Annotated in this window: 19 protein-coding genes; 9 read left to right on the top strand and 10 right to left on the bottom strand. The window is 68.5% G+C overall.

Annotated features, from left to right (window positions below; all coding sequences use genetic code 11):
• Position 1: 1 nt before the first annotated feature.
• Complete coding sequence (ygfZ, locus tag FB475_RS20175) at positions 2-994, bottom strand: CAF17-like 4Fe-4S cluster assembly/insertion protein YgfZ (RefSeq protein ID WP_141858137.1); 993 nt, start codon at positions 992-994, stop codon at positions 2-4.
• A gap of 111 nt (positions 995-1,105) precedes the next feature.
• Between ygfZ and FB475_RS20170 the strand changes: the two genes are divergently transcribed.
• Positions 1,106-1,921 carry an LLM class flavin-dependent oxidoreductase gene (locus FB475_RS20170; RefSeq protein ID WP_141858136.1) on the top strand — a complete coding sequence of 272 codons (816 nt, stop codon included), beginning with the start codon at positions 1,106-1,108 and terminating at the stop codon, positions 1,919-1,921.
• Between the two features lie 99 nt (positions 1,922-2,020).
• Here FB475_RS20170 and FB475_RS20165 read toward each other — a convergent pair whose 3' ends face one another.
• The gene (locus tag FB475_RS20165; RefSeq protein ID WP_141858135.1) at positions 2,021-3,403 is read right to left on the bottom strand and encodes a cation:dicarboxylate symporter family transporter; all 1,383 of its coding nucleotides are present in this window, start codon (positions 3,401-3,403) and stop codon (positions 2,021-2,023) included.
• Positions 3,404-3,544: 141 nt separating this feature from the next.
• Between FB475_RS20165 and FB475_RS20160 the strand changes: the two genes are divergently transcribed.
• From FB475_RS20160 to FB475_RS20145, 4 genes are all read left to right on the top strand, one after another.
• Positions 3,545-4,801, top strand: a complete 1,257-nt coding sequence (locus FB475_RS20160) for a sensor histidine kinase (RefSeq protein WP_141858134.1) — start codon at positions 3,545-3,547, stop codon at positions 4,799-4,801.
• Positions 4,794-5,471: a response regulator gene (locus FB475_RS20155; RefSeq protein ID WP_141858133.1), complete on the top strand. Its 678-nt coding sequence runs from the start codon at positions 4,794-4,796 to the stop codon at positions 5,469-5,471. Before FB475_RS20160 ends, FB475_RS20155 begins: the two co-directional genes overlap by 8 nt.
• 234 nt (positions 5,472-5,705) lie before the next feature.
• The gene (locus tag FB475_RS20150; RefSeq protein ID WP_238332303.1) at positions 5,706-6,215 is read left to right on the top strand and encodes an RNA polymerase sigma factor; all 510 of its coding nucleotides are present in this window, start codon (positions 5,706-5,708) and stop codon (positions 6,213-6,215) included.
• A complete protein-coding gene (locus FB475_RS20145) occupies positions 6,212-7,300 on the top strand; it encodes a CU044_5270 family protein (protein ID WP_141858131.1) in 1,089 nt (362 codons plus the stop codon). The genes FB475_RS20150 and FB475_RS20145 overlap by 4 nt, the downstream gene beginning before the upstream one ends.
• Positions 7,301-7,388: 88 nt before the next feature.
• Here FB475_RS20145 and FB475_RS20140 read toward each other — a convergent pair whose 3' ends face one another.
• On the bottom strand, positions 7,389-7,883 hold the full coding sequence (locus tag FB475_RS20140; RefSeq protein WP_141858130.1) for a heme-binding beta-barrel domain-containing protein: 495 nt from the start codon (positions 7,881-7,883) through the stop codon (positions 7,389-7,391).
• A gap of 210 nt (positions 7,884-8,093) precedes the next feature.
• Here FB475_RS20140 and FB475_RS20135 point away from each other — a divergent pair, with 210 nt between their 5' ends.
• Entirely contained in the window at positions 8,094-8,456 is a 363-nt protein-coding gene (locus tag FB475_RS20135; RefSeq protein WP_141858129.1) for a DsrE family protein, read from the top strand.
• Positions 8,457-9,117: 661 nt separating this feature from the next.
• Here the strand turns inward: FB475_RS20135 and FB475_RS38155 are convergent.
• Together FB475_RS38155 and FB475_RS20125 are read right to left on the bottom strand one after the other, a co-directional pair.
• The gene (locus FB475_RS38155) at positions 9,118-10,911 is read right to left on the bottom strand and encodes a hypothetical protein (protein WP_141858128.1); all 1,794 of its coding nucleotides are present in this window, start codon (positions 10,909-10,911) and stop codon (positions 9,118-9,120) included.
• Positions 10,911-11,468, bottom strand: a complete 558-nt coding sequence (locus tag FB475_RS20125; protein WP_238332302.1) for a hypothetical protein — start codon at positions 11,466-11,468, stop codon at positions 10,911-10,913. The genes FB475_RS38155 and FB475_RS20125 overlap by 1 nt, the downstream gene beginning before the upstream one ends.
• A 179-nt stretch (positions 11,469-11,647) precedes the next feature.
• On the opposite strand from FB475_RS20125, the gene FB475_RS20120 reads away from it, so the two are divergent.
• Positions 11,648-12,778 (top strand): molybdopterin-dependent oxidoreductase, encoded by a 1,131-nt coding sequence (locus FB475_RS20120; RefSeq protein WP_141858127.1) that lies wholly within the window; start codon positions 11,648-11,650, stop codon positions 12,776-12,778.
• Positions 12,775-13,212 carry a hypothetical protein gene (locus tag FB475_RS20115; protein ID WP_141858126.1) on the top strand — a complete coding sequence of 146 codons (438 nt, stop codon included), beginning with the start codon at positions 12,775-12,777 and terminating at the stop codon, positions 13,210-13,212. Before FB475_RS20120 ends, FB475_RS20115 begins: the two co-directional genes overlap by 4 nt.
• Here the strand turns inward: FB475_RS20115 and FB475_RS20110 are convergent.
• Positions 13,158-13,979 (bottom strand): beta-keto acid cleavage family enzyme, encoded by an 822-nt coding sequence (locus tag FB475_RS20110; RefSeq protein ID WP_141858125.1) that lies wholly within the window; start codon positions 13,977-13,979, stop codon positions 13,158-13,160. The two genes, FB475_RS20115 and FB475_RS20110, sit on opposite strands and share 55 nt — an antisense overlap.
• Before the next feature lie 92 nt (positions 13,980-14,071).
• Here FB475_RS20110 and dtd point away from each other — a divergent pair, with 92 nt between their 5' ends.
• On the top strand, positions 14,072-14,497 hold the full coding sequence (gene dtd, locus FB475_RS20105) for a D-aminoacyl-tRNA deacylase (RefSeq protein ID WP_141858124.1): 426 nt from the start codon (positions 14,072-14,074) through the stop codon (positions 14,495-14,497).
• Between the two features lie 95 nt (positions 14,498-14,592).
• Here the strand turns inward: dtd and FB475_RS20100 are convergent, their stop codons facing one another.
• The 4 genes from FB475_RS20100 to FB475_RS20085 all read right to left on the bottom strand — a co-directional run bounded on the left by FB475_RS20100 (position 14,593) and on the right by FB475_RS20085 (position 17,742).
• Positions 14,593-15,819, bottom strand: coding sequence for a choice-of-anchor P family protein (locus FB475_RS20100; RefSeq protein WP_141858123.1), 1,227 nt, complete (start codon positions 15,817-15,819; stop codon positions 14,593-14,595).
• A 302-nt stretch (positions 15,820-16,121) separates the two neighbouring features.
• Entirely contained in the window at positions 16,122-16,418 is a 297-nt protein-coding gene (locus tag FB475_RS20095; protein ID WP_141858122.1) for a DUF1416 domain-containing protein, read from the bottom strand.
• 3 nt (positions 16,419-16,421) lie between these two features.
• Positions 16,422-17,270 carry a sulfurtransferase gene (locus FB475_RS20090; RefSeq protein ID WP_141858121.1) on the bottom strand — a complete coding sequence of 283 codons (849 nt, stop codon included), beginning with the start codon at positions 17,268-17,270 and terminating at the stop codon, positions 16,422-16,424.
• A gap of 13 nt (positions 17,271-17,283) precedes the next feature.
• Positions 17,284-17,742 carry a DUF4395 domain-containing protein gene (locus tag FB475_RS20085; protein ID WP_141858120.1) on the bottom strand — a complete coding sequence of 153 codons (459 nt, stop codon included), beginning with the start codon at positions 17,740-17,742 and terminating at the stop codon, positions 17,284-17,286.
• Between the last annotated feature and the right edge of the window lie 198 nt (positions 17,743-17,940).

Genomic DNA, 17,940 nt, shown 5'->3' with positions numbered 1-17,940 from the left:
CTTACAAACGCGAGCGGACGTGCAGGCCGACCTCGGGGTCGACCAGAACTTCCTGCGTCGCCGTCACGGTCGGCTGGTCCTCGGCGACGATCTCCAGCGCCGTCTCCGGGTCCACACTGCGCTTCACCACGGCCAGGGCAATCGGCCCGAACTCGTGGTGCCGCGCCGCCGACCCGATGAACCCGACCTGCTTCTCCCCTGCCTGCACGGCATCCCCGTGCGCCGGCAGCCGATCCACCGAACCGTCCAGGTGCAACCGCACCAGCCGCCGCGGCGGACGACCGAGGTTGTGCACCCGCGCGACCGTCTCCTGCCCGCGGTAGCACCCCTTGTTCAGATGTACGCCGATCCCGAGCCAGCCGAGCTCGTTCGGGATCGCCCGCTCGTCGGTGTCCAGGCCGAACCGCGGGTGGCCCGCCTCGATCCGCAGCGCCTCGTACGCCCACACACCCGCCGCGGGCCCCTCGAGCTTCGCCAACTCGGCCCGCGGCAGGAACACCTCATGCCCGCCCAGCGAATCCTCACCACTGCGGGTCAGGTGCTCGCCTTGCGGTGGCCCGGAGCGCCAGATGATCGCGTACTCGTCGGTGACATCGGCAATCTCGACGCGCGACATGAACACCATCTTCTGCAGCCACTCCACCAAAGCCGCGGCAGCCCCCGGCTCGGTGTGCAACCAGAACGTCTCCCCGTCGTCAACGCCGTACATAACATGCTCGACGTGTCCCGTCGGCGACAGCAGCAGCGCGGTGGTCGACGTACCCGGCTTGAGCCCCTCGAAGTACTGCGTGGTGAGCGCGTGCAGCCAGGTCAGCCGGTCAGGGCCGGTGATGGTGACGACGTCGCGGTGCGACAGGTCGACGAACGCCTCACCGGCGACCAGCGCGCGCTGTTCGCGCAGGTCCGAGCCGTAGTGCGCGGCGACACCGGCGTCGAGTCCGTCGGCCTCGACGGCGCCGGGCCGGTCCAGCAGTGGGCTGCGGTTGCGTGACATGTCACCAGAGTACGTCCTCCGGCGTACACCGAAGGACTCCCACCGTGGGATGTGGACAGACCCCTTCTACCGCGACGGTGGAGTTATGAAAACTTCGGAGGGAGCGGGACGATGAAAGCATTCAGGTTCGGGGTGGTCGGCAGCCCGACGACCGGCGCGACATGGACCAAGACCGTGCGCCAGGCGGCCGATTCCGGGTACTCGACCGTGCTGATGCCCGACGGGCTGCAGCTGCCGTCGCCGTTCCCGTCGCTGGCGATGGCGGCCGCGGTCGCGGACATCCGCGTCGGTACGTTCGTCGCCGCGGCTCCGCTGCGTACGCCGCGGGCGGCCGCCTGGGAGGCGCACACGCTGACCGTGCTGACCGGCGGGCGGTTCGAGTTCGGCATCGGCACCGGGCGCCCGGTCGCGGAGCAGCAGACCGCGGAGCTCGGGCTGCCGTGGGGTTCGGCGAAGCAGCGCCGCGACCAGGTCCGCGAAACCCTGGATCTGCTGGTCGAGCTGGACGGCGACCGCCAGACACCGATCATGCTGGCGGCCGGCGGACCGCGGGCGCTCGCACTGGCCGCCGCACGGGCCGACATCGTGTCCCTCGCCAAGGACGCGATGACACCGCGGGCCGAGGTCGCCAAGCTGGTTCGGGACCTGCAGGAGCTGGCCGGTGCGCGGGCCGACGAGATCGAGCTGGCGATGAACCTGTTCGCGGCCGGTACCCGCGAGCTGCCGCCGTGGACGAAGCAGGCGGCCGGCGTCGACCCCGAAGTACTGGAGGCGAGCGACTCGCTGATGATGCTGCGCGGTACGCCGCAGCAGATGGCCGACGAACTGCAGCGCCGCCGGGACGAGTTCGGCGCGTCGTACATCTCGGTCAACGCGACGTACCTCGAAGACCTCGCGCCGGTCGTCGAGCTGTTGCACGGGAAGTAATCCGGGTCGGGCGTTGGTGACGGTCGGGCGGTCCGGACAGCGCACTGCCCGCCGGGCTGTGGCTTCGGCGGGCAGTGCTTGAGGGGTGGGACAGATGGTCTAGACGTCGGCGGTGCGGGCCGAGACAGGGGTCGGGGCGCCAGTGTCGTGGGCGTCGCCGGCGTGGGTGTCGCCGGCGGCGAAGGCGGCCTCGTCGAACGGGTCGTTGCCGGCGAAGACCTGCTTCGCCTGCTCCTTGTCGAATTCGCCGACCCAGTGGCCGACCAGGACGGTCGCGACCGCGTTCCCGGCGAAGTTCGTGAGCGCCCGGGCCTCGGACATGAACCGGTCGATCCCGACGATCAGCCCGACGCCGTCGACCAGCTCCGGCCGGTGCGACTGCAGCCCGCCCGCCAGCGTGGCCAGGCCCGCACCGGTGACACCGGCCGCGCCCTTCGAGGCGACGATCATGAACAGCAGCAGCGAGATCTGCTGCCCGATCGAGAACGGCTGGTTCATCGCCTCGGCGATGAACAACGACGCCATCGTCAGGTAGATCGCGGTCCCGTCGAGGTTGAACGAGTACCCGGTCGGGACCGTGATACCGACGACGGACTTGTCGACGCCGAGGTGTTCCATCTTCCCGATCAACCGCGGCAGGGCGGTCTCCGAGGACGAGCTCGACACGATCAGCAGGAACTCGCGGCCGAGGTATCGCAGCAGCTGGAAGATCGAGATCCCGGTGACCACGCGAAGAAGCGTGCCGAGCACGACCACCACGAAGATCAGACACGTGATGTAGAAGGCCAGCATGATCTTGCCCAGGCTGACGAGTGCGTCGGTGCCGGTCGCTCCGACGACGTTCGCGATCGCGCCGAAGGCACCGACGGGCGCGACCCACATGATCATCGAGAGCACCTTGAAGACCAGCCGCTGGAGGTGGCCGATACCGTCGAGGATCGGCTGGCCCTTGGCGCCCATCGCCTGCAGGGCGAACCCGATCAGCAGCGCGACCAGCACGGTCTGCAGGACCTCGCCCTCGGTCAGCGAGGAGACGATCGTCTTCGGGATGATGCCGAGCAGGAAGTCGGTCGTGGTCGCGTGCGCGCCGGCGGCCTGTTTCTGGCCGGTCTCGCGCAGCTTGTCGGTCAGGTTCAGCCCGGAGCCCGGGTGGATCAGGTTGCCGACCACCAGGCCGATGGCGAGCGCGACCGTCGACATCACCAGGAAGTAGACGAGCGCGAGACCGCCGACCTTGCCGACGCTAGCGGCCTTGCGGACCGAGCCGATGCCGAGGACCAGCGTGCAGAAGATGATCGGGCTGATCATCATCTTGATCAGGTTGACGAACCCGGTGCCGAGCGGTTTCAGCTCCACCGCGAAGGCCGGGAACAGCAGTCCGACACCGACGCCGAGGGCGACGGCGACGATGACGGCGATGTAGAGGAAGTGGGTCCGGTCGTTGCGCACCGGAGTCGGGCGGGGTTCGGTCGGGCTCGACATTGGTGGACTCCTGTATCGGCCTGGCGGAGGGGTGGCTGGTACCTCAGAGGCACCTAGTGGGTAACTGTGACGTGACGCACAGGAGAAGTGCGCATTTCGTTCATATCGTTCGCTGCGCGAGTTCGGGGCAGACTGATCGGCATGAAACGTCGGTCGTGGGAGTTGCGCCGCCAGGTCTTCTGGTTGCAGACCGTCACGGCGACAGTACTCATTGCGATGGTCTGGATCGTGCTGGTGAGCCGCTCTCGCGCGCAAGCCGTCCGGGACGCCGCGGTGAGCGGTCTGGCCGCTCCTAGCTGGTGGGAGCTCGTGCGGCTCGACCTGCGCTCGATGCTCGGGATCGCCAGCCTCATGCTCGGCGTCGCGATCGCCGGCAACGCGCTCGTCACCTGGCGGGTACGGCGGGCCACCCGAGGGATGGGAACGCAGTCGCTGGCGCGGATGCTCGACTTCTACGAAGGCGTCCTGCACGCCGCGCGCGAAGGATTGATCCTGCTCGACGTCGCCGGCCGCGTACAGCTCGCGAACGACGAGGCGCTGACGCTGCTCGGGCTCCGTGCGGTAGCACCCGGTACGCCGCTGGAGGAGCTGCCCCTCGGCGCACCGCTGGCCGAACTGCTCGCGTCCGGGCGTACGGCGTACGACGAACTGCACCTCGGGGCGCAGGGCGTGGTCGTCGTGAACCAGCAGCCGTCCGGCCGCGGCCGGATCGTCACGCTGCGGGACCACACCCAGCTGCAGCGGTTGCTCGGCGAGCTGGACGCCGTACGGAGTTTGGCGGAATCGCTGCAGGCGCAGAATCATGAGGCGTCGAACCGGCTGCACACCGTCGTCAGCCTGATCGAGATCGGCAAGCCGGAACGGGCCCGGGAGTTCGCGGTGTCGGAGTTGCAGTTCGCGCAGGCGATGACGGATCGGGTCGTCGGGACCGTCGGCGACCCGGTCCTCGCGTCGTTGCTGTTGGCAAAGTTGTCGCAGGCACAGGAGCGTGGTGTGGTCCTGTCGCTGGACCTCGGGCACGAGACGCTGAACACCCGGCTGCCGGCCCAGGACGTGGTGACCGTGGTCGGAAACCTGCTGGACAACGCGATCGAGGCCGCGCGCGGCGGCCCGGCGCCGCGGAAGGTGGAGTTCCGGGCAGCCGCTTTGGCGGACTCGATCGACTTGGTCGTGACGAACACCGGGGCCGAACTCGGATCGGTGGAGCTGGCGCACATCTTCGAGCGCGGCTGGACGACGAAGGCCGAGCCGGGACACGGTCTCGGGCTCGTGCTGGTGCGCAGTACGGTCGAACGGTGGCAGGGTTCGCTGATGGTCGATCCCGATTCCGAGCTGGACGACGTACCCGCGCTGACCGTGCGGGTACGGCTGCCGCGGGCGGTGAGCACGAGTGCCTGACCTGCGCGTACTGGTCGTCGAGGACGACCCGGTCGCCGCGGAGGCGCACCGCACGTACGTCGACCGGCTGCCCGGCTTCACCTGCGTCGGCGTCGCCGGTACAGCGGGACGCGCCTTGCAGGTGCTCGCGCGGGGCGACCTGGACCTGGTACTGCTCGACATGAACCTGCCGGACGGGCACGGGCTGGACATCGTCCGGCGGATGCGTGCCCTTGGCAACCAAACGGACGTGGTCGCGGTGACGTCGGCCCGGGAGGTCGCGGCGGTGCAGGCTGCGGCGCGGATCGGCGTGGTGCAGTACGTGCTGAAGCCGTTCGCGTTCGAGACGCTGCGAGACCGGTTGACGGCGTACGCACGGCAACGCCGGGCCGCCGCACTCGGCGAGGTCGTCGCGGACCAGGACGAGGTCGACCGGTTGTTGCATCCGGCAACCGTCTCGTCGGTGCCGAAGGGGCTGGCCGGCGGCGTGCTCGACCGGGTCGTGCAGCTACTGGCGAACCGGGAGGGGTGGACCGCCGAGGAGGTCGCGACGTCGCTCGGTACGTCGCGGATCACGGCGCGGCGCTACCTCGAACACCTGGCCGATCAGGGTCAGGCGTTGCGCACCCAGCGCTACGACGGACGCAGCGGCCGACCGAAGGTCGAGTACTCGTGGGTGGCCGAGAGTTGAGGCGTGTTCGGCGAGTAGATTTTTGAGAAGCGCTGCACGGGGACCGGACAACAAACAGGTATGAAGCAACCGCTGACAGCGTCTCTCGGTCGGGAACGCATACCTGAGATCCATAGTCCGCCCCCGATACCAGGTCGGATACCGGCGGCGGAGACCGCCGTACCCGGTGGGACGAGCCGGTCCGCCGACCCGGATCTCGACTCCGCGAGCCTTCGGACGCCGGAGGATTTCGCGGTGCTGTTCGACCTGCACGCTCCCGCGATCCATCGGTACATCGCTCGCCGGCTCGGCACCGGCGAGGCGGACGACCTCGTCGCGCAAACCTTCCTGATCGCCTTCGAGCGTCGGGACCGCTACCGTGAGTCGCCGTCTGGCGTGATGCCCTGGTTGTACGGCATCGCGACCAATCTGATCCGCCGCCGGCGTCGTGACGAGATCCGCCAGTACCGGGCGTACTCGCGCTCCGCCCCGGGCGCAGCGCCGGACGGCGCGGACCTGCTCTCCGCCGAGGTCGCCGACCGGGTCGACGCGGAGACGACCTCGCGCGCGCTGGCCGGCGTACTGGCCGGCCTCCGGCAGACCGACCGGGACGTCCTGCTGCTCTACGCGTGGGAAGACCTCAGTTATCCCGAGATCGCCGCTGCCCTGAACATCCCCGCCGGGACGGTTGCGTCCCGCCTGCACCGTGCCCGTCGAGTCCTGCGCGCCGCGCTGGGCCCAGGCTTCCAGGAGAACCGCTCATGACCGAGATCGATGCGCTCAAGCGCCTGAACCACGACGTACCGCCGGCCGACCCGCTGGTCCTCGCCCGCGCCCGTCAAAGGGTGCTGACCCCGCAACCTGCAAAGCGCCGCTCGACCGGGGCCCGCCGGATGGTGCTCGCCGGTGCCCTCGCCGGAACGCTGGCGGCCGGCTTCCTCGTCAACGACGTCGTCACCAAGAATGACGGGACGGTCGCGCCTGGGGCGGCGGCTGACGCCGGCACGTTCCTGGCGACCGCCGCCGACCAGTCGACGAGTGCCCCGGACGCACCGATCCCGGCCGGCCAGTACCGACGGGTCACCCAGCGGAGCCAGGAAGGATGGAACTTCGGTCCGCGCAACGAATACCACGGCACTCGCCTTTCGGTCAGCGACTGGTGGGTTCCGTCCACCCAGCGGCCGCCGTTCACCGCAATCTCGGTGCTCGGCGCCAAGCAGGAGTTCTCCAGCAAAGCCGCCGAGCAGCTCTGGCACCGCACCGACCCGCTCAACGTCAAGCCGCAGAAGATCCAGACCGCGGACGCCTGTGCCGTCCTGACCGGCGGTGCCGTTGTGGTCCAGGCGCAGGGCACGACGAACGGTTGCAAGGCCGGCTGGATGAATCCGTCGGCCGACTTCGTCGCACGGCTGCCCCAGGACCCGGCCGCCCTGCTCGCGGCGCTGCGGAAGAACGACCACACCTGGCCCGGGCTGGGTGATGCTCCGGCACAGGGCGACTATCGGGCGTTCGAGCGCGCCGGGAGCATCCTGGTGTCCGGCTTCGCGACGTCGGAGCGGCGGGCCACGCTGTACAAGGCGCTGCGCGGCATCCGAAACATCCAGCTCCTTCCGAACGCGGTCAATCTGGACGGGAAGGTCGGCCGGGCGATCGGGCTGGTGGAGCTGTGGGGGATCCGCAAGGAGCTGATCATCGACGCGAAGACGGGTCAGTTCATCGGTCTTCGCGAGGTCGCCACGGTGACAGCACCGCTCAACGGCGACGGCGACCCGATGCCGTTGAAGAGCGGCGACGTCATCAGCTGGACCTCGGTCGCGACACGGATCACCCCGAAGCACCCCAAGGTCTGAGACGAACACAGCGGCGGAAGCCCGGTCCGGCTCCCGGATCTGGGCTTCTGACGTGCGAATCCGCGAGGACGCTTGCCCTGCGCGTGGCCTATGAGCGGACGAGGGTTGCCCAGAGGTGGGGCTGGAGTGACTGGCCTTCGGCGGCCATGTCGTAGGCCCAGAGGAGTTCGCCGTTCACCAGGCCGTACAGCCGGTGGCCGGCGGTGACTTCCTTCGCGGAGGTGGTGCGGGCGACCACGTCGGTCTGGAGCTCGATCTTCGCGCCGTCGATGTCGCCGTACCAGATCTCGGCGATCCCGGTCGGGTGCGCCAGGATCACCTCGAGCTTGTTGCCCGGCTGCGGCCGCCAGAACCCGGTCTCGACCGCGAGCGGACGCTCCTTGGTGCCGTCCTCGCCGACCACGTACGTCTGACTGACGTAGTGCAAGTACGGCTTGCCGTTGTGGGTGAAGTCGATCTGCTGCCCGAACTCGAACTTCTCGATCGTCGGGTAATCCCCGTGCCCGCGCCCTTCCCAACGCCCCACCAGCCAGGCGAGCGGCATCAGGTCCGGATGCAGATCCTGCGAAATCTCGAACGCCATGCGATCACTCAGCCCACTCAGTTGGCACCGCGACCGCGGTACAACCGGTAGACGACAAACGCCGAGAACCAGCCCATGAACACACAGACCAGAATCAGCAACGTAGTGAACACAACATGCAGCACCCGGTCAGTCTAGAGGATGCGTACGGCGACCCTCACGTGAGATCCCGCACGCCGTTGTTCGTTCGGGGCGGGCTACTTTAACGGGATGTCTCGAACGCTGGTGATCAAGCTGACCGCAGGCGCCGACGAACCCGAGCGCGCGAACCAGGCCTTCACCGTCGCCGCTTCCGCAGTCGCCGCCGGGGCAACGGTCTCACTCTGGCTGACCGGCGAAGCGGTGTGGTTCGCCGTACCCGGCCGAGCCGAGACATTCGAACTGCCACACGCCGCCCCACTCACCGACCTACTCACCGCGGTCCTGGAAGGCGGTCAACTAACCGTCTGCACCCAATGCGCCAACCGCCGCGCCCTCACGCAACCCGACCTCCGCCCAGGCACCCGCATCGCCGGCGCCCCCACCTTCACCGAAGAAATCCTCACCAACAACACCCAGGCGATCGTCTACTGACCCCAACCGCCTACCAGCGATCCCCACCCGCCGGGGCGCGCCCGTGGCGTGCGGTCCGTCGGGTGTGCAACCCACCTACGAGGGGACACTCCACAGGCCGGATGCCTGACGCGCATCCCGAGCGACACGCCCGTAGGCACACACCACGGGCGGCACCACGACGGGCGGCCCAGCCGTGTGGGATGCCGCGCCTGGCATCGCGGGCGGGAGGCTCGACGGTGCATCCCACGGGCGGCACGCTCGACAGCGAATCCAAGCGGCGCGGCGCACTCTACGTACGGTCCGCCTGTGGAGTGTCCCCTCGCAGGTGGATCGTCGGTGTGGTGGGCGGTGTCTGTTGACGGCTGGGGTTGCCTGGGGTCGACCCGAGCGCGTGCGCCGCCGGGTGCCCCGGGCGCGTGGCGCCGCTGGGATGTGCCGTCGGGGCGTCCCGCCGACGGGATCCACCCTCAGGTGCCCACCCGTCGGATGCGCCGGCAGGTGCACCGCTGCGGAGTGTCCCCTCGCAGGGGTTTCTGTCGGGTGGCGTCTCGTGGCGGGCTTGGGTGCCTGGGTGCGGAGGGTGCGGTGGGTGCCGCCGGTGCGGTCGTGCTGTGGGTGCGGTGGGTGTGCCGCGGCGCCGCGTGCCGCTGGATTGGGTCGGCGGCGGGCGGTGGGTGGGTTACCTGCTTAGGCCGGGGCCGTCGTTGCCTCGGTCTGGGGATCGGGAGGATTGGGTTCTGGCGCGGTCTGCGTAGTCGCGCTGGCCGCTGGAGCCTGCGTTGGCGAGTTCGCCGCTGTCGTATCCGGGGGCTTCCGCGGCTGACGGGAGGCCCGCGTTCACGTGGTGCTGTTGATCGATCTCGTCGGGGGACATCTCGGTCTGCGACCGGGCCGGAGGATTCTTCGCCCGGTTTTCGGCATTCTCGGTACGCAGTCCGTCGAGCACCGGCTTCTCCTGTGCTTCCCGGTTTTCGACCTGTGCTGCCTGCTGAGTGGTTTGGCCACCCTGTTGCGTCTGGCTCTGCTGCTGGACGCGGTTCGCCTCCGCCGCATCCCCGGCGGTCGGGAACGCAGGCTGATCCACCGCCTCCTCCGGCTGCTGCCCTTGCGCCGACTGCCGACCGTCCCCTGCCTGCAAACCGTCCTGCCCCGGCTGCCCGACTTCAGCCCGCTGACCCTGCTCGACCTGCTGGCCCTGCTGATCCCGTTGGACCTGCTGACCTTCTTGTCCCTGCTGGCCCTGCTCGACCCGCTGGCCTTCCTGAGCCTGCTGGGTCTGCTGGACCTGTTGAGCTTCTTCTCCCTCCTGGCTCTGTTCGGCCTGCCGACCATCCTGACCCTGCTGGGTCTGTTCGGCATGCTGGCCCGCTTCGGTCTGCTGACCGTTCTGGACCTGCTGGGTTTGCTGGGCTGGTTGGCGGGTGTCGGCGACTAGTCTGTCGCCGTCTTGGATGCCTTCGTGGACGCCGTTCTGGTCGACTACGAAGGTTTGGTTGTTGCCGGAGATGTTGCCGACGTTGATGGATTCACGGTTCGCGTCGGCGGCGTCTCGCCCCATGTCCTGCATGTCCATGCCGGGGCTGTCCTGCTCCGCTTCGCCGTTGTAGCTGAAGCTGACGCCTCCTTCTCCCTGGACCCGGTACACCGTGTTCGGTTGGGCGTCGATGTGGTGGCCGTCCCGCTCGGGGTTCCAGTCGACGACGTTCTGTTGGCTGTTGTCGCCCTGCCCGATCGACACAACGTTCCCGTCGGACTGCGCCGCCTCAGGGCCGGCCTGCTGTTCGGAGTCGATCGCCTGATCCCTGGCGTTCGCGTCGACACCAGGCTCGCCCAGTTCCTCGTCGACGGCCTCGGCGGCGACCGCCGTGCCGGCTGCGGCTTCGGCGGTGGTGGTCGGGTCGAGGCCGGGCTCGGCGTTTTCGCGGGACTGGCGTTCCTGGTCCTGGCGGCGCTGTCGGTCTGCGTCCGCTTCGGCCTGGTCCTGCTGGCGGTCCTGGACGGCATCGTCGATCCCGTCGCCGTCCCGGTCGTGGGCGTCCTCGATGTCCTCGGCCGCCCGCTCGTCATCCTCGACGTTGTCGTCGATACCGTCGCGGTCGCGATCGGTCCGGTTCTGGACCCGGTCGTCGATCCCGTCCCGGTCCAGGTCGTCGTTCAGGCTCTGGTCGCGCTGACTCTCCAACTCCGCGATCCGTGCCTCGTACTGCTGGACCTGGGCAGCCAGGTCACGCTCGTACGCCTGCAGCGCGGCGAACTCGGCTTGCTGGCTCTGGTTCTCCTGCGGGGGAATGGCGCGGTCGAGTTCCGGGTCCCAGGTCCGCCGGTTGAGTAGGTCCTCAACGGACGTGCGGCCACGCTGCCAGCGGTCGAGCAGATTCCTGGCCTGCTGCCAGAGACGTCGCACCTCGGCCAGGCCCTGGTGCAGCCCCGCGAGAACCTCGTCGACGTGGTGATCGCCTGATTGAATCGACATCACGCCACCTCGCTGGCATAGACGGAGTATCCGAAGCCGGCCGCATCATCGTCCGGGCCGGGCTGGGACGCATACAGATGGAACTCGGCGCCCGGCCGGAGCCAGACCGCCAGGTGCCGACGGCGGCCGCGCCACTCCGGTGGAATGCGCGGGTCGTACCCGGGACCGACGTACACCGGTGGTCCCCAGAACCTGCGGGCGCGCTGCAGCTGCTCGGGCCAGTACGTGTCGAGGCCTTCCTCGGCCTGCGCCAGCTCCGACGGAGCGATCTCGTACGCCGCCCAGCCGGACCGCGGACTCTCCGGCAGCACCGCGTCCGGGAGCACCAGCATCACGGTCTCCCGCTGGGTGACCAGGCCCCAGGTGAAACGGTCCGGGTCGATGTTGCCCGGCGCCCACGGACGCCAGCCGGTGGCAGCGGTGACGCGGTCGACCAGCGCACGGATCGCGTCCGTGCCGGTGGCCGGCGGACCCCAGAGCCGACGCCAGTCGGCGACCTCGGCCAGGTCCGCCATCGCGCGCTCGTCGTCGTCGAACGACCGCTCCTGCGTCTTCACGCCGCCACACTCCCTTCGTCAAGTTTTGCCCAGAGAAGTTTGCCCAGAGTATGCCCCGATCGGTGCCACCCGCGGACGTACAGACGCAGACCTGTGGATAACTGGTTCCGCCGCCACCGTTCGCGAGCAGTAACCGCTGTACGCCGTTCGCACGCCCGCGGCTGGGTTGTAGTGGAAACATGAAGCTTCCGGCAGTCCCCACGTTCCGGTCGCCGTTGCACCATCCACGGGTCGCGACGGTGCTCGGGCGGTGGCTCGGGACCACTGTGGTGATCTGTTTCCTGACCGGTCTCTACAGCCACTTCCTGCAGGACACCCCGGGCTGGCTGCCCGTACCGAGTCGCCCGGCCAACCTGTACCGCGTCACGCAGGGCCTGCACGTGCTCAGCGGAACCGTCGCCGTACCACTGCTGCTCGCCAAGCTCTGGACGGTCTACCCGAAGCTCTTCGCGAAGCCCGACCTGAAGGCCGTCGGCCAACTGATCGAGCGCCTGTCGATCCTGGTCCTGGTCTCCTCGATGGCACTCGAACTGTTCATCGGCTTCGTCAACACCCTGCAGTGGTACCCGTGGCCGTTCCCGTTCCGCCAGACGCACTACGCGCTCGCATGGGTCATCGTCGGCGCGCTCCTGGTCCATATAGCCGTCAAACTGCCGCTGATCCGCGCCCACTGGCGCCGTACGCCGGAACCCGTACCGGAGTCGCTCCCGCCCGAGATCACCGGCCTCACCCGCCGCGGCCTGTTCCGTACCGTCACCGGCGCCGCCGCGCTCATCGGCGTCACGACCGTCGGCCAGTCCCTGACGCCGCTCGGCTCGGTCGCCGTACTCGCGCCGCGCAAGCCGGGGATCGGGCCGCAGGGATTGCCGGTGAACCGTACGGCGGAAGCGGCCGGGGTCACCGGGATCGACGCCGACTGGCGGTTCACGATCGCGGGCCCTCGGCAACTGTCCTACACCCTCGACGAGTTGCGGGCACTGCCACAGAGCCGGTCGGCGTTGCCGATCGCCTGTGTGGAGGGGTGGAGCCAGGGAGCTCGGTGGGAGGGAGTACGGATCCGGGACCTCCTCGCGTTGTGCGGGGCGCCGGCGAAGTCACGGGTACGGGTGGTGTCGATGGAGAAGGGTGGGTTCTACGCGACCAGTGAGTTGCCGGAGGAGTTTGCTGCGGATCCGCTGACCCTTCTGGCACTGCAGTTGAACGGGAGTCCGCTCGCACTCGACCACGGCTTCCCGGCGCGGATCATTGCGCCCAACCGGCCGGGCGTTCTCCAGACCAAGTGGGTTCATCGATTGGAGGTCGTCGCGTGAAGACCCGGATCTCTTTGGTTGCCGTCGGCGTGCTGATGGCCTTGTGGGGCGTTTGGAAGCTGTTGCACAGCGTTGACGTCCATGGGTTGGTGCGGTTGCCTCTGTGGCTGGGCGGGGCGGTGGTGGTGGACGACTTCGTGCTCGCCCCGCTGAGCATTGGGGTCGGCTGGCTGGTGGTGAACTGGTCGCGGCGCCCGGGAGCGCATCGGACGATCGGTGTGGTGCGGGCGACGTTGGTGTGCGTCGGCGTCACGACCCTGGTCGCGGTGCCGTTGCTGCTGCGGCAGGGCACCGGCGTCAATCCGACGGTGCTCCCCCGCGACTACCTCCGCGACTGGTTATTGCTGGAAGCAACAATTGTGCTGATCGGTGCCGTCGGCTACTTCACGTTGAGCAGGGTGCGGGCCTCGTCCGGCGACATCGGAGGCCGCTGAGCCAGGGTCGCCAGCGAGGCGGCTCGTTCGACAAGCTCGGCGTTGTGGGTGACCGGTACGCCCTTCGCCAGCGTCAGGGTGTCCTCCATCCCCACCCGGAGGTTGCCGCCCTTCGACAGGGCGGCCAGGGCAACCGTCAGCGACGTACGGCCGATGCCCGTGGCGGACCAGGACGTGACGGCGTCGGGCAGAGCGTTGACGGCGGCAACGAGCGCGTCCGCCGTACCGGGCATGCCACCGGGTACGCCCATCACCAGGTCGCAGTGCACGCGTCCGCCGTACGGCAGACCGTACTTGTCCAGCAGCCGGTGCAGCGCCGCGACGTGACCGAGGTCGAACAGCTCGAACTCGGGAACGACCTCCCGCTCCTGCGTCAGCTGGAACAGCTGCGTCACGAACGGCCACGGGTTCATGAACACGTCGTCGCCGAAGTTGACCGTCCCCATCGTCAGCGAGCAGGAGTCCGGTGCGGCGTCCAGGACGCGCAGGCGGCGCTCGTACGGATCGGTGACTGCGCCGCCCGTGGAGAGCTGGACGATCAGCGCGGTGTTCTCGCGGACCGCCGCGACCGTCTCGGTCAGCCGGCCGAGGTCCAGGGTCGGCTTGTGCTCGCCGTCGCGGATGTGGATGTGGATCATCGCCGCGCCGGCCGCCTCGCAGCGCTTGGCCGTCTCGACCAGCTCGTCGAGCGTGGTCGGCAGGGCCGGGCAGTCCGCCTTCGCGGTCTCGGCACCGGTGGGAGCAACAGTGATCAGAGTCGACGCCATGGACGAATCCTGCCAGATCGGGTCGCGAAACGGATATTTGCCGGTCGCAGGGTCCGATCACCGGACGATCTCCTGCAGGAGAAGATGTTCCCATGAGAGCCGTAGTACAGCGAGTCAGTCAGGCGTCGGTCACCGTGGACGGCGAGGTGGTCGGGGCGATCGACGGGCCCGGGTTACTGATCCTGCTCGGTGTCACCCACGACGACACCGCCGAGAAGGCGGCCGCACTGGCCGCGAAGATCTGGACGCTGCGCATCCTCGAGGGCGAGCGCTCGGCCGCCGACGAACAGGCGCCGATCCTCGCGATCAGCCAGTTCACGCTGTACGCCGACACGCGCAAGGGCCGGCGACCGTCCTGGAGCGCCGCGGCCCCGGGCCCGGTCTCCGAGCCGCTGTACGACGCGTTCTGCACCGCACTGCAGGACCTCGGCGCGAAGGTCGAACGCGGCATCTTCGGCGCCGACATGAAAGTTGCCCTCGTCAACGACGGCCCGGTCACCCTGATCCTGGACGCATAACGGCACCGGCCCCCGGATCCGTGTGGGATCCGGGGGCCGGTGCTCTGGGTCGGTGAGGTTCGACTCAGACGTGTTTCAGACGGTGTCTGCCGTGATCAGCTGACGACGCCGGCGGCCGAGTGGCCGACGATGACCTTGGTGTTCAGGCTGTAGACGTCGATGACGAGGGCGTTCACCGAGATGTACCGCTTCTGCCGCATGACCTGGTTGAAGGTCAGCCGCGCGATACCCGGGATGTCCAGCGTCGCGTTCTCGCCGGTCGGGACCCGGTAGGTCTTGTGCCCGACGGTGATCGAGGCGATCTGCGAGGACGAGCTCACGCCCGCCTTGCCGTCCTTGGTCTTCCACGCGGAGGCGGAGGACTCGATCGCGCCGATGGACAGGCTGCCCACCTTCACGCCCGCGACGTGCGAGGTGAAGTTGATGTAGGACTTGTTGGTGCCGATGGCGCCGTTCTTGGTGGTGTACACCGCACCGACGTAGGCGACCTTCGGGATGTTCAGCTCGCCGATGGCGACCCGGACCGTCTTGCCCTCAGTACCCTGGCAGGTGGTCTGGAGCGAGGTGGGACCGGAGACGACCAGCTTGTCGGCGTTGGCCTTGGTGCCGTACGCGTCGCCGATGACCAGCGCGGTGGCCGGCTTCGAGATCTCCGCACGGGTCTTCAGGATCGCGACGTCGACGCCCTGCGGGATGTACTGGTTCTTGACCGTCGCGTGCAGCACGACCGCCTGAGCGTACGAGTAGATGCCCGACGCGGTCTTCACGCCGCCGACACGGTTCAGCACGATGTAGCCCAGGCCCGGGACCGCGACCTTGGTGTTCCACTTCGGCGCCAGCAGCGACGGGACCGAGACCGCACCGATCTTCACGCCCGCGAAGGTGGTGTTGCCGGTGTAGGACAGCTGGCCCTTCGAGTACTTCGCCGTCGTGGTCGTCTTCACGCCCGTCAGCGTGAGCAGGTTGCCGAGCTTGATGTCGACCGCGGACGCGTTGCTCTGCACGCCCGTCCCGCTCTTGTCGTTGAAAGCGTGCGTTTCCGTCCGCACGGTGCGCGCGATCGCCTGGTTGTTCACGTTCGCCGTGGCGAGATCGTTGCTGTCGTGCCGGGTGGCGTCCGTGGTGCAACCGAACTTGCTCATGACCTGCGGGCCGCTGTTCGCCAAACCGGACTCGACGTCAGTGCCGTACGAGTAACCGCTGTATCCGAAAACCGGCGAGGCGGACGCCGAACCCGAGGTCAGCGCGATCGTAGAAGCTACGCCGACGACCGCCGCAACTCCGACGGCAGCGAGCTTCTTGTATCCGATGCGGGGTCGCATTGACCCCTCCTCCCTGAGTGATGACGTGACCCGAATCGCGGGTCAGGACACAGACACAACTCAGGCGACTGCGGTAGGTAACGAGATGACGGCGCTCCGAGACCGAACCGTTACATTGCCGCCCGGCTGCTGAGATTCTCTGCAGACCCCGTAACTGCCGGATGATGACCGAAATCCCTTCCAGTACAACGACTTCCGGGCATGCCGAAGGGCCCGGACGCGCAAGGTCCGGGCCCTTCGGTGCTTACTTCAGGGTGGGCCACCCTCTGGTGTGAGTGGCACCTTGTGTAACGAACGACACCTCAGACGGTGACGGCCACTTCCGCGACCTCGCCGTACTGCGCGACGACCTGGCGGTCGACCGGTTGGGCCTTGGGGGCCAGCGTGCGCAGCGTCCAGTTGCCCGGCGCCGCGAAGAACCGGAAGTGCCCGGTCGCCGAGGTCGGGACCTCGGCGGTGAACTCGCCGGTGCTGTCCAGCAGCCGTACGTATGCGCCGCCGACCGGCTCCTCGCCGCGCAGCACCTGGCCCTGGATGACCGCTTCCTTGTCGACGTCGACACCCTTGAGGTCGAGGCCGCCCTGCTTAGCTCCGCACATGGGTCACGCCTTTCCGGGCTCGTCGCCGAGGGCAACGGGTACGCCGACCAGCGAACCCCACTCGGTCCAGGAACCGTCGTAGTTCTTCACGTTCTGCTGGCCGAGGATCTCGTGCAGCACGAACCAGGTGTGCGCCGAGCGCTCGCCGATCCGGCAGTACGCGATCGTGTCCTTGCCGAAGTCCACCCCGGCGTCGGCGTACAGCTGCTTGAGCTCGTCGTCGGCGCGGAAGGTGCCGTCGTCGTTGGCCGCCTTGCTCCACGGGATGTTCGCCGCGGTCGGGATGTGGCCGGCGCGCTGCGCCTGCTCCTGCGGGAGGTGCGCCGGGGCGAGCAGCCGGCCGGCGTACTCGTCGGGGCTGCGGACGTCGACGAGGTTCTTCACGCCGATCGCCTCGTTGACCTCGTCGCGGAACGCGCGGATGTCGAGGTTCGGGGCCTTCGCGGTGTACTCGGTGGCCTCGCGCTTGACGACCTCGTCGGTCAGCTCGCGGCTGTCCAGTTCCCAGCGCTTGCGGCCGCCGTCGAGCAGCCGGACGTCTTCGTGGCCGTAGAGCTTGAAGTACCAGTACGCGTACGCGGCGAACCAGTTGTTGTTGCCGCCGTACAGCACGACGGTGTCCTCGTTCTTCACGCCACGCTCGGACAGCAGCGCGCTGAACTGCTCCTGGTTCACGAAGTCGCGGCGGACCGCGTCCTGCAGGTCGTTCTTCCAGTCCAGCTTGATCGCTCCGGCGATGTGGCCGGCGTCGTACGCCGAGACGTCTTCGTCGACCTCGATCAGGACAACGCCGTCGTCGAACTTGTGCTCCTCGACCCAGTCGGCCGAGACGAGCGCGGATTCCCTGCTCATGTGGTGCTGCCTCTCAGTTGGTAGCGGTGGATGGCGTACGAATGCGGTGGATCAGTAGATAGGCCTCGCAGCCGAGGCAGAGCCCGACGGCGGCGTTCACGAACGCGGCCACCAGGGCGAATCCCGTGGCGACAACTCCCAGCACGGTCGCACCGGTCAGGTAACCGGCCAGACCGGCGATCGCGAAGACCAGGCCGACCAGCTGGGCGAACCGCGGCGGGGCCGCGTCCTCCAGCTCCGTCGGCTTGCCGAGCCGGGGCCGGACCAACCGCTTGAACAGCCAGCCGTACGGCGAGGCCTGGACGCCGAACGCGACAGAGATCGCGAAGACCACGGCCTGCACCGCGAGCGGCCAGGGGTTGTTCAGGACCAGCGTCAACGCCAGGACCACCGTGGTGATGGCGGCCGCGAACCGCAGACCCCGTGGATCGACCTGCCGGGTCGAGTTCGGGGTCACGTGTTGTTCGGACATGACGACTCCCGGTGAAGGAGGTTGTCGAGCCGGAACCCGCCCGAGTGTGCGGGAGACGACGTACGCGGAACCGTGCTCAGCGACCGGTTCCGCAGCGCTCGGGACGCCGCCTGGTCAGCGGCGTCGACACAGCGACGAGCGCATCCGGCAGTTGTCCACTGCCCTGCGCTTGGTCAGCCATGTCGTGTAAACCACGCA

Origin of the sequence: Kribbella jejuensis (genome assembly GCF_006715085.1) — a bacterium.
GTDB lineage: Bacteria > Actinomycetota > Actinomycetes > Propionibacteriales > Kribbellaceae > Kribbella > Kribbella jejuensis.
This window is presented reverse-complemented; position numbering and strand designations above follow the sequence as displayed.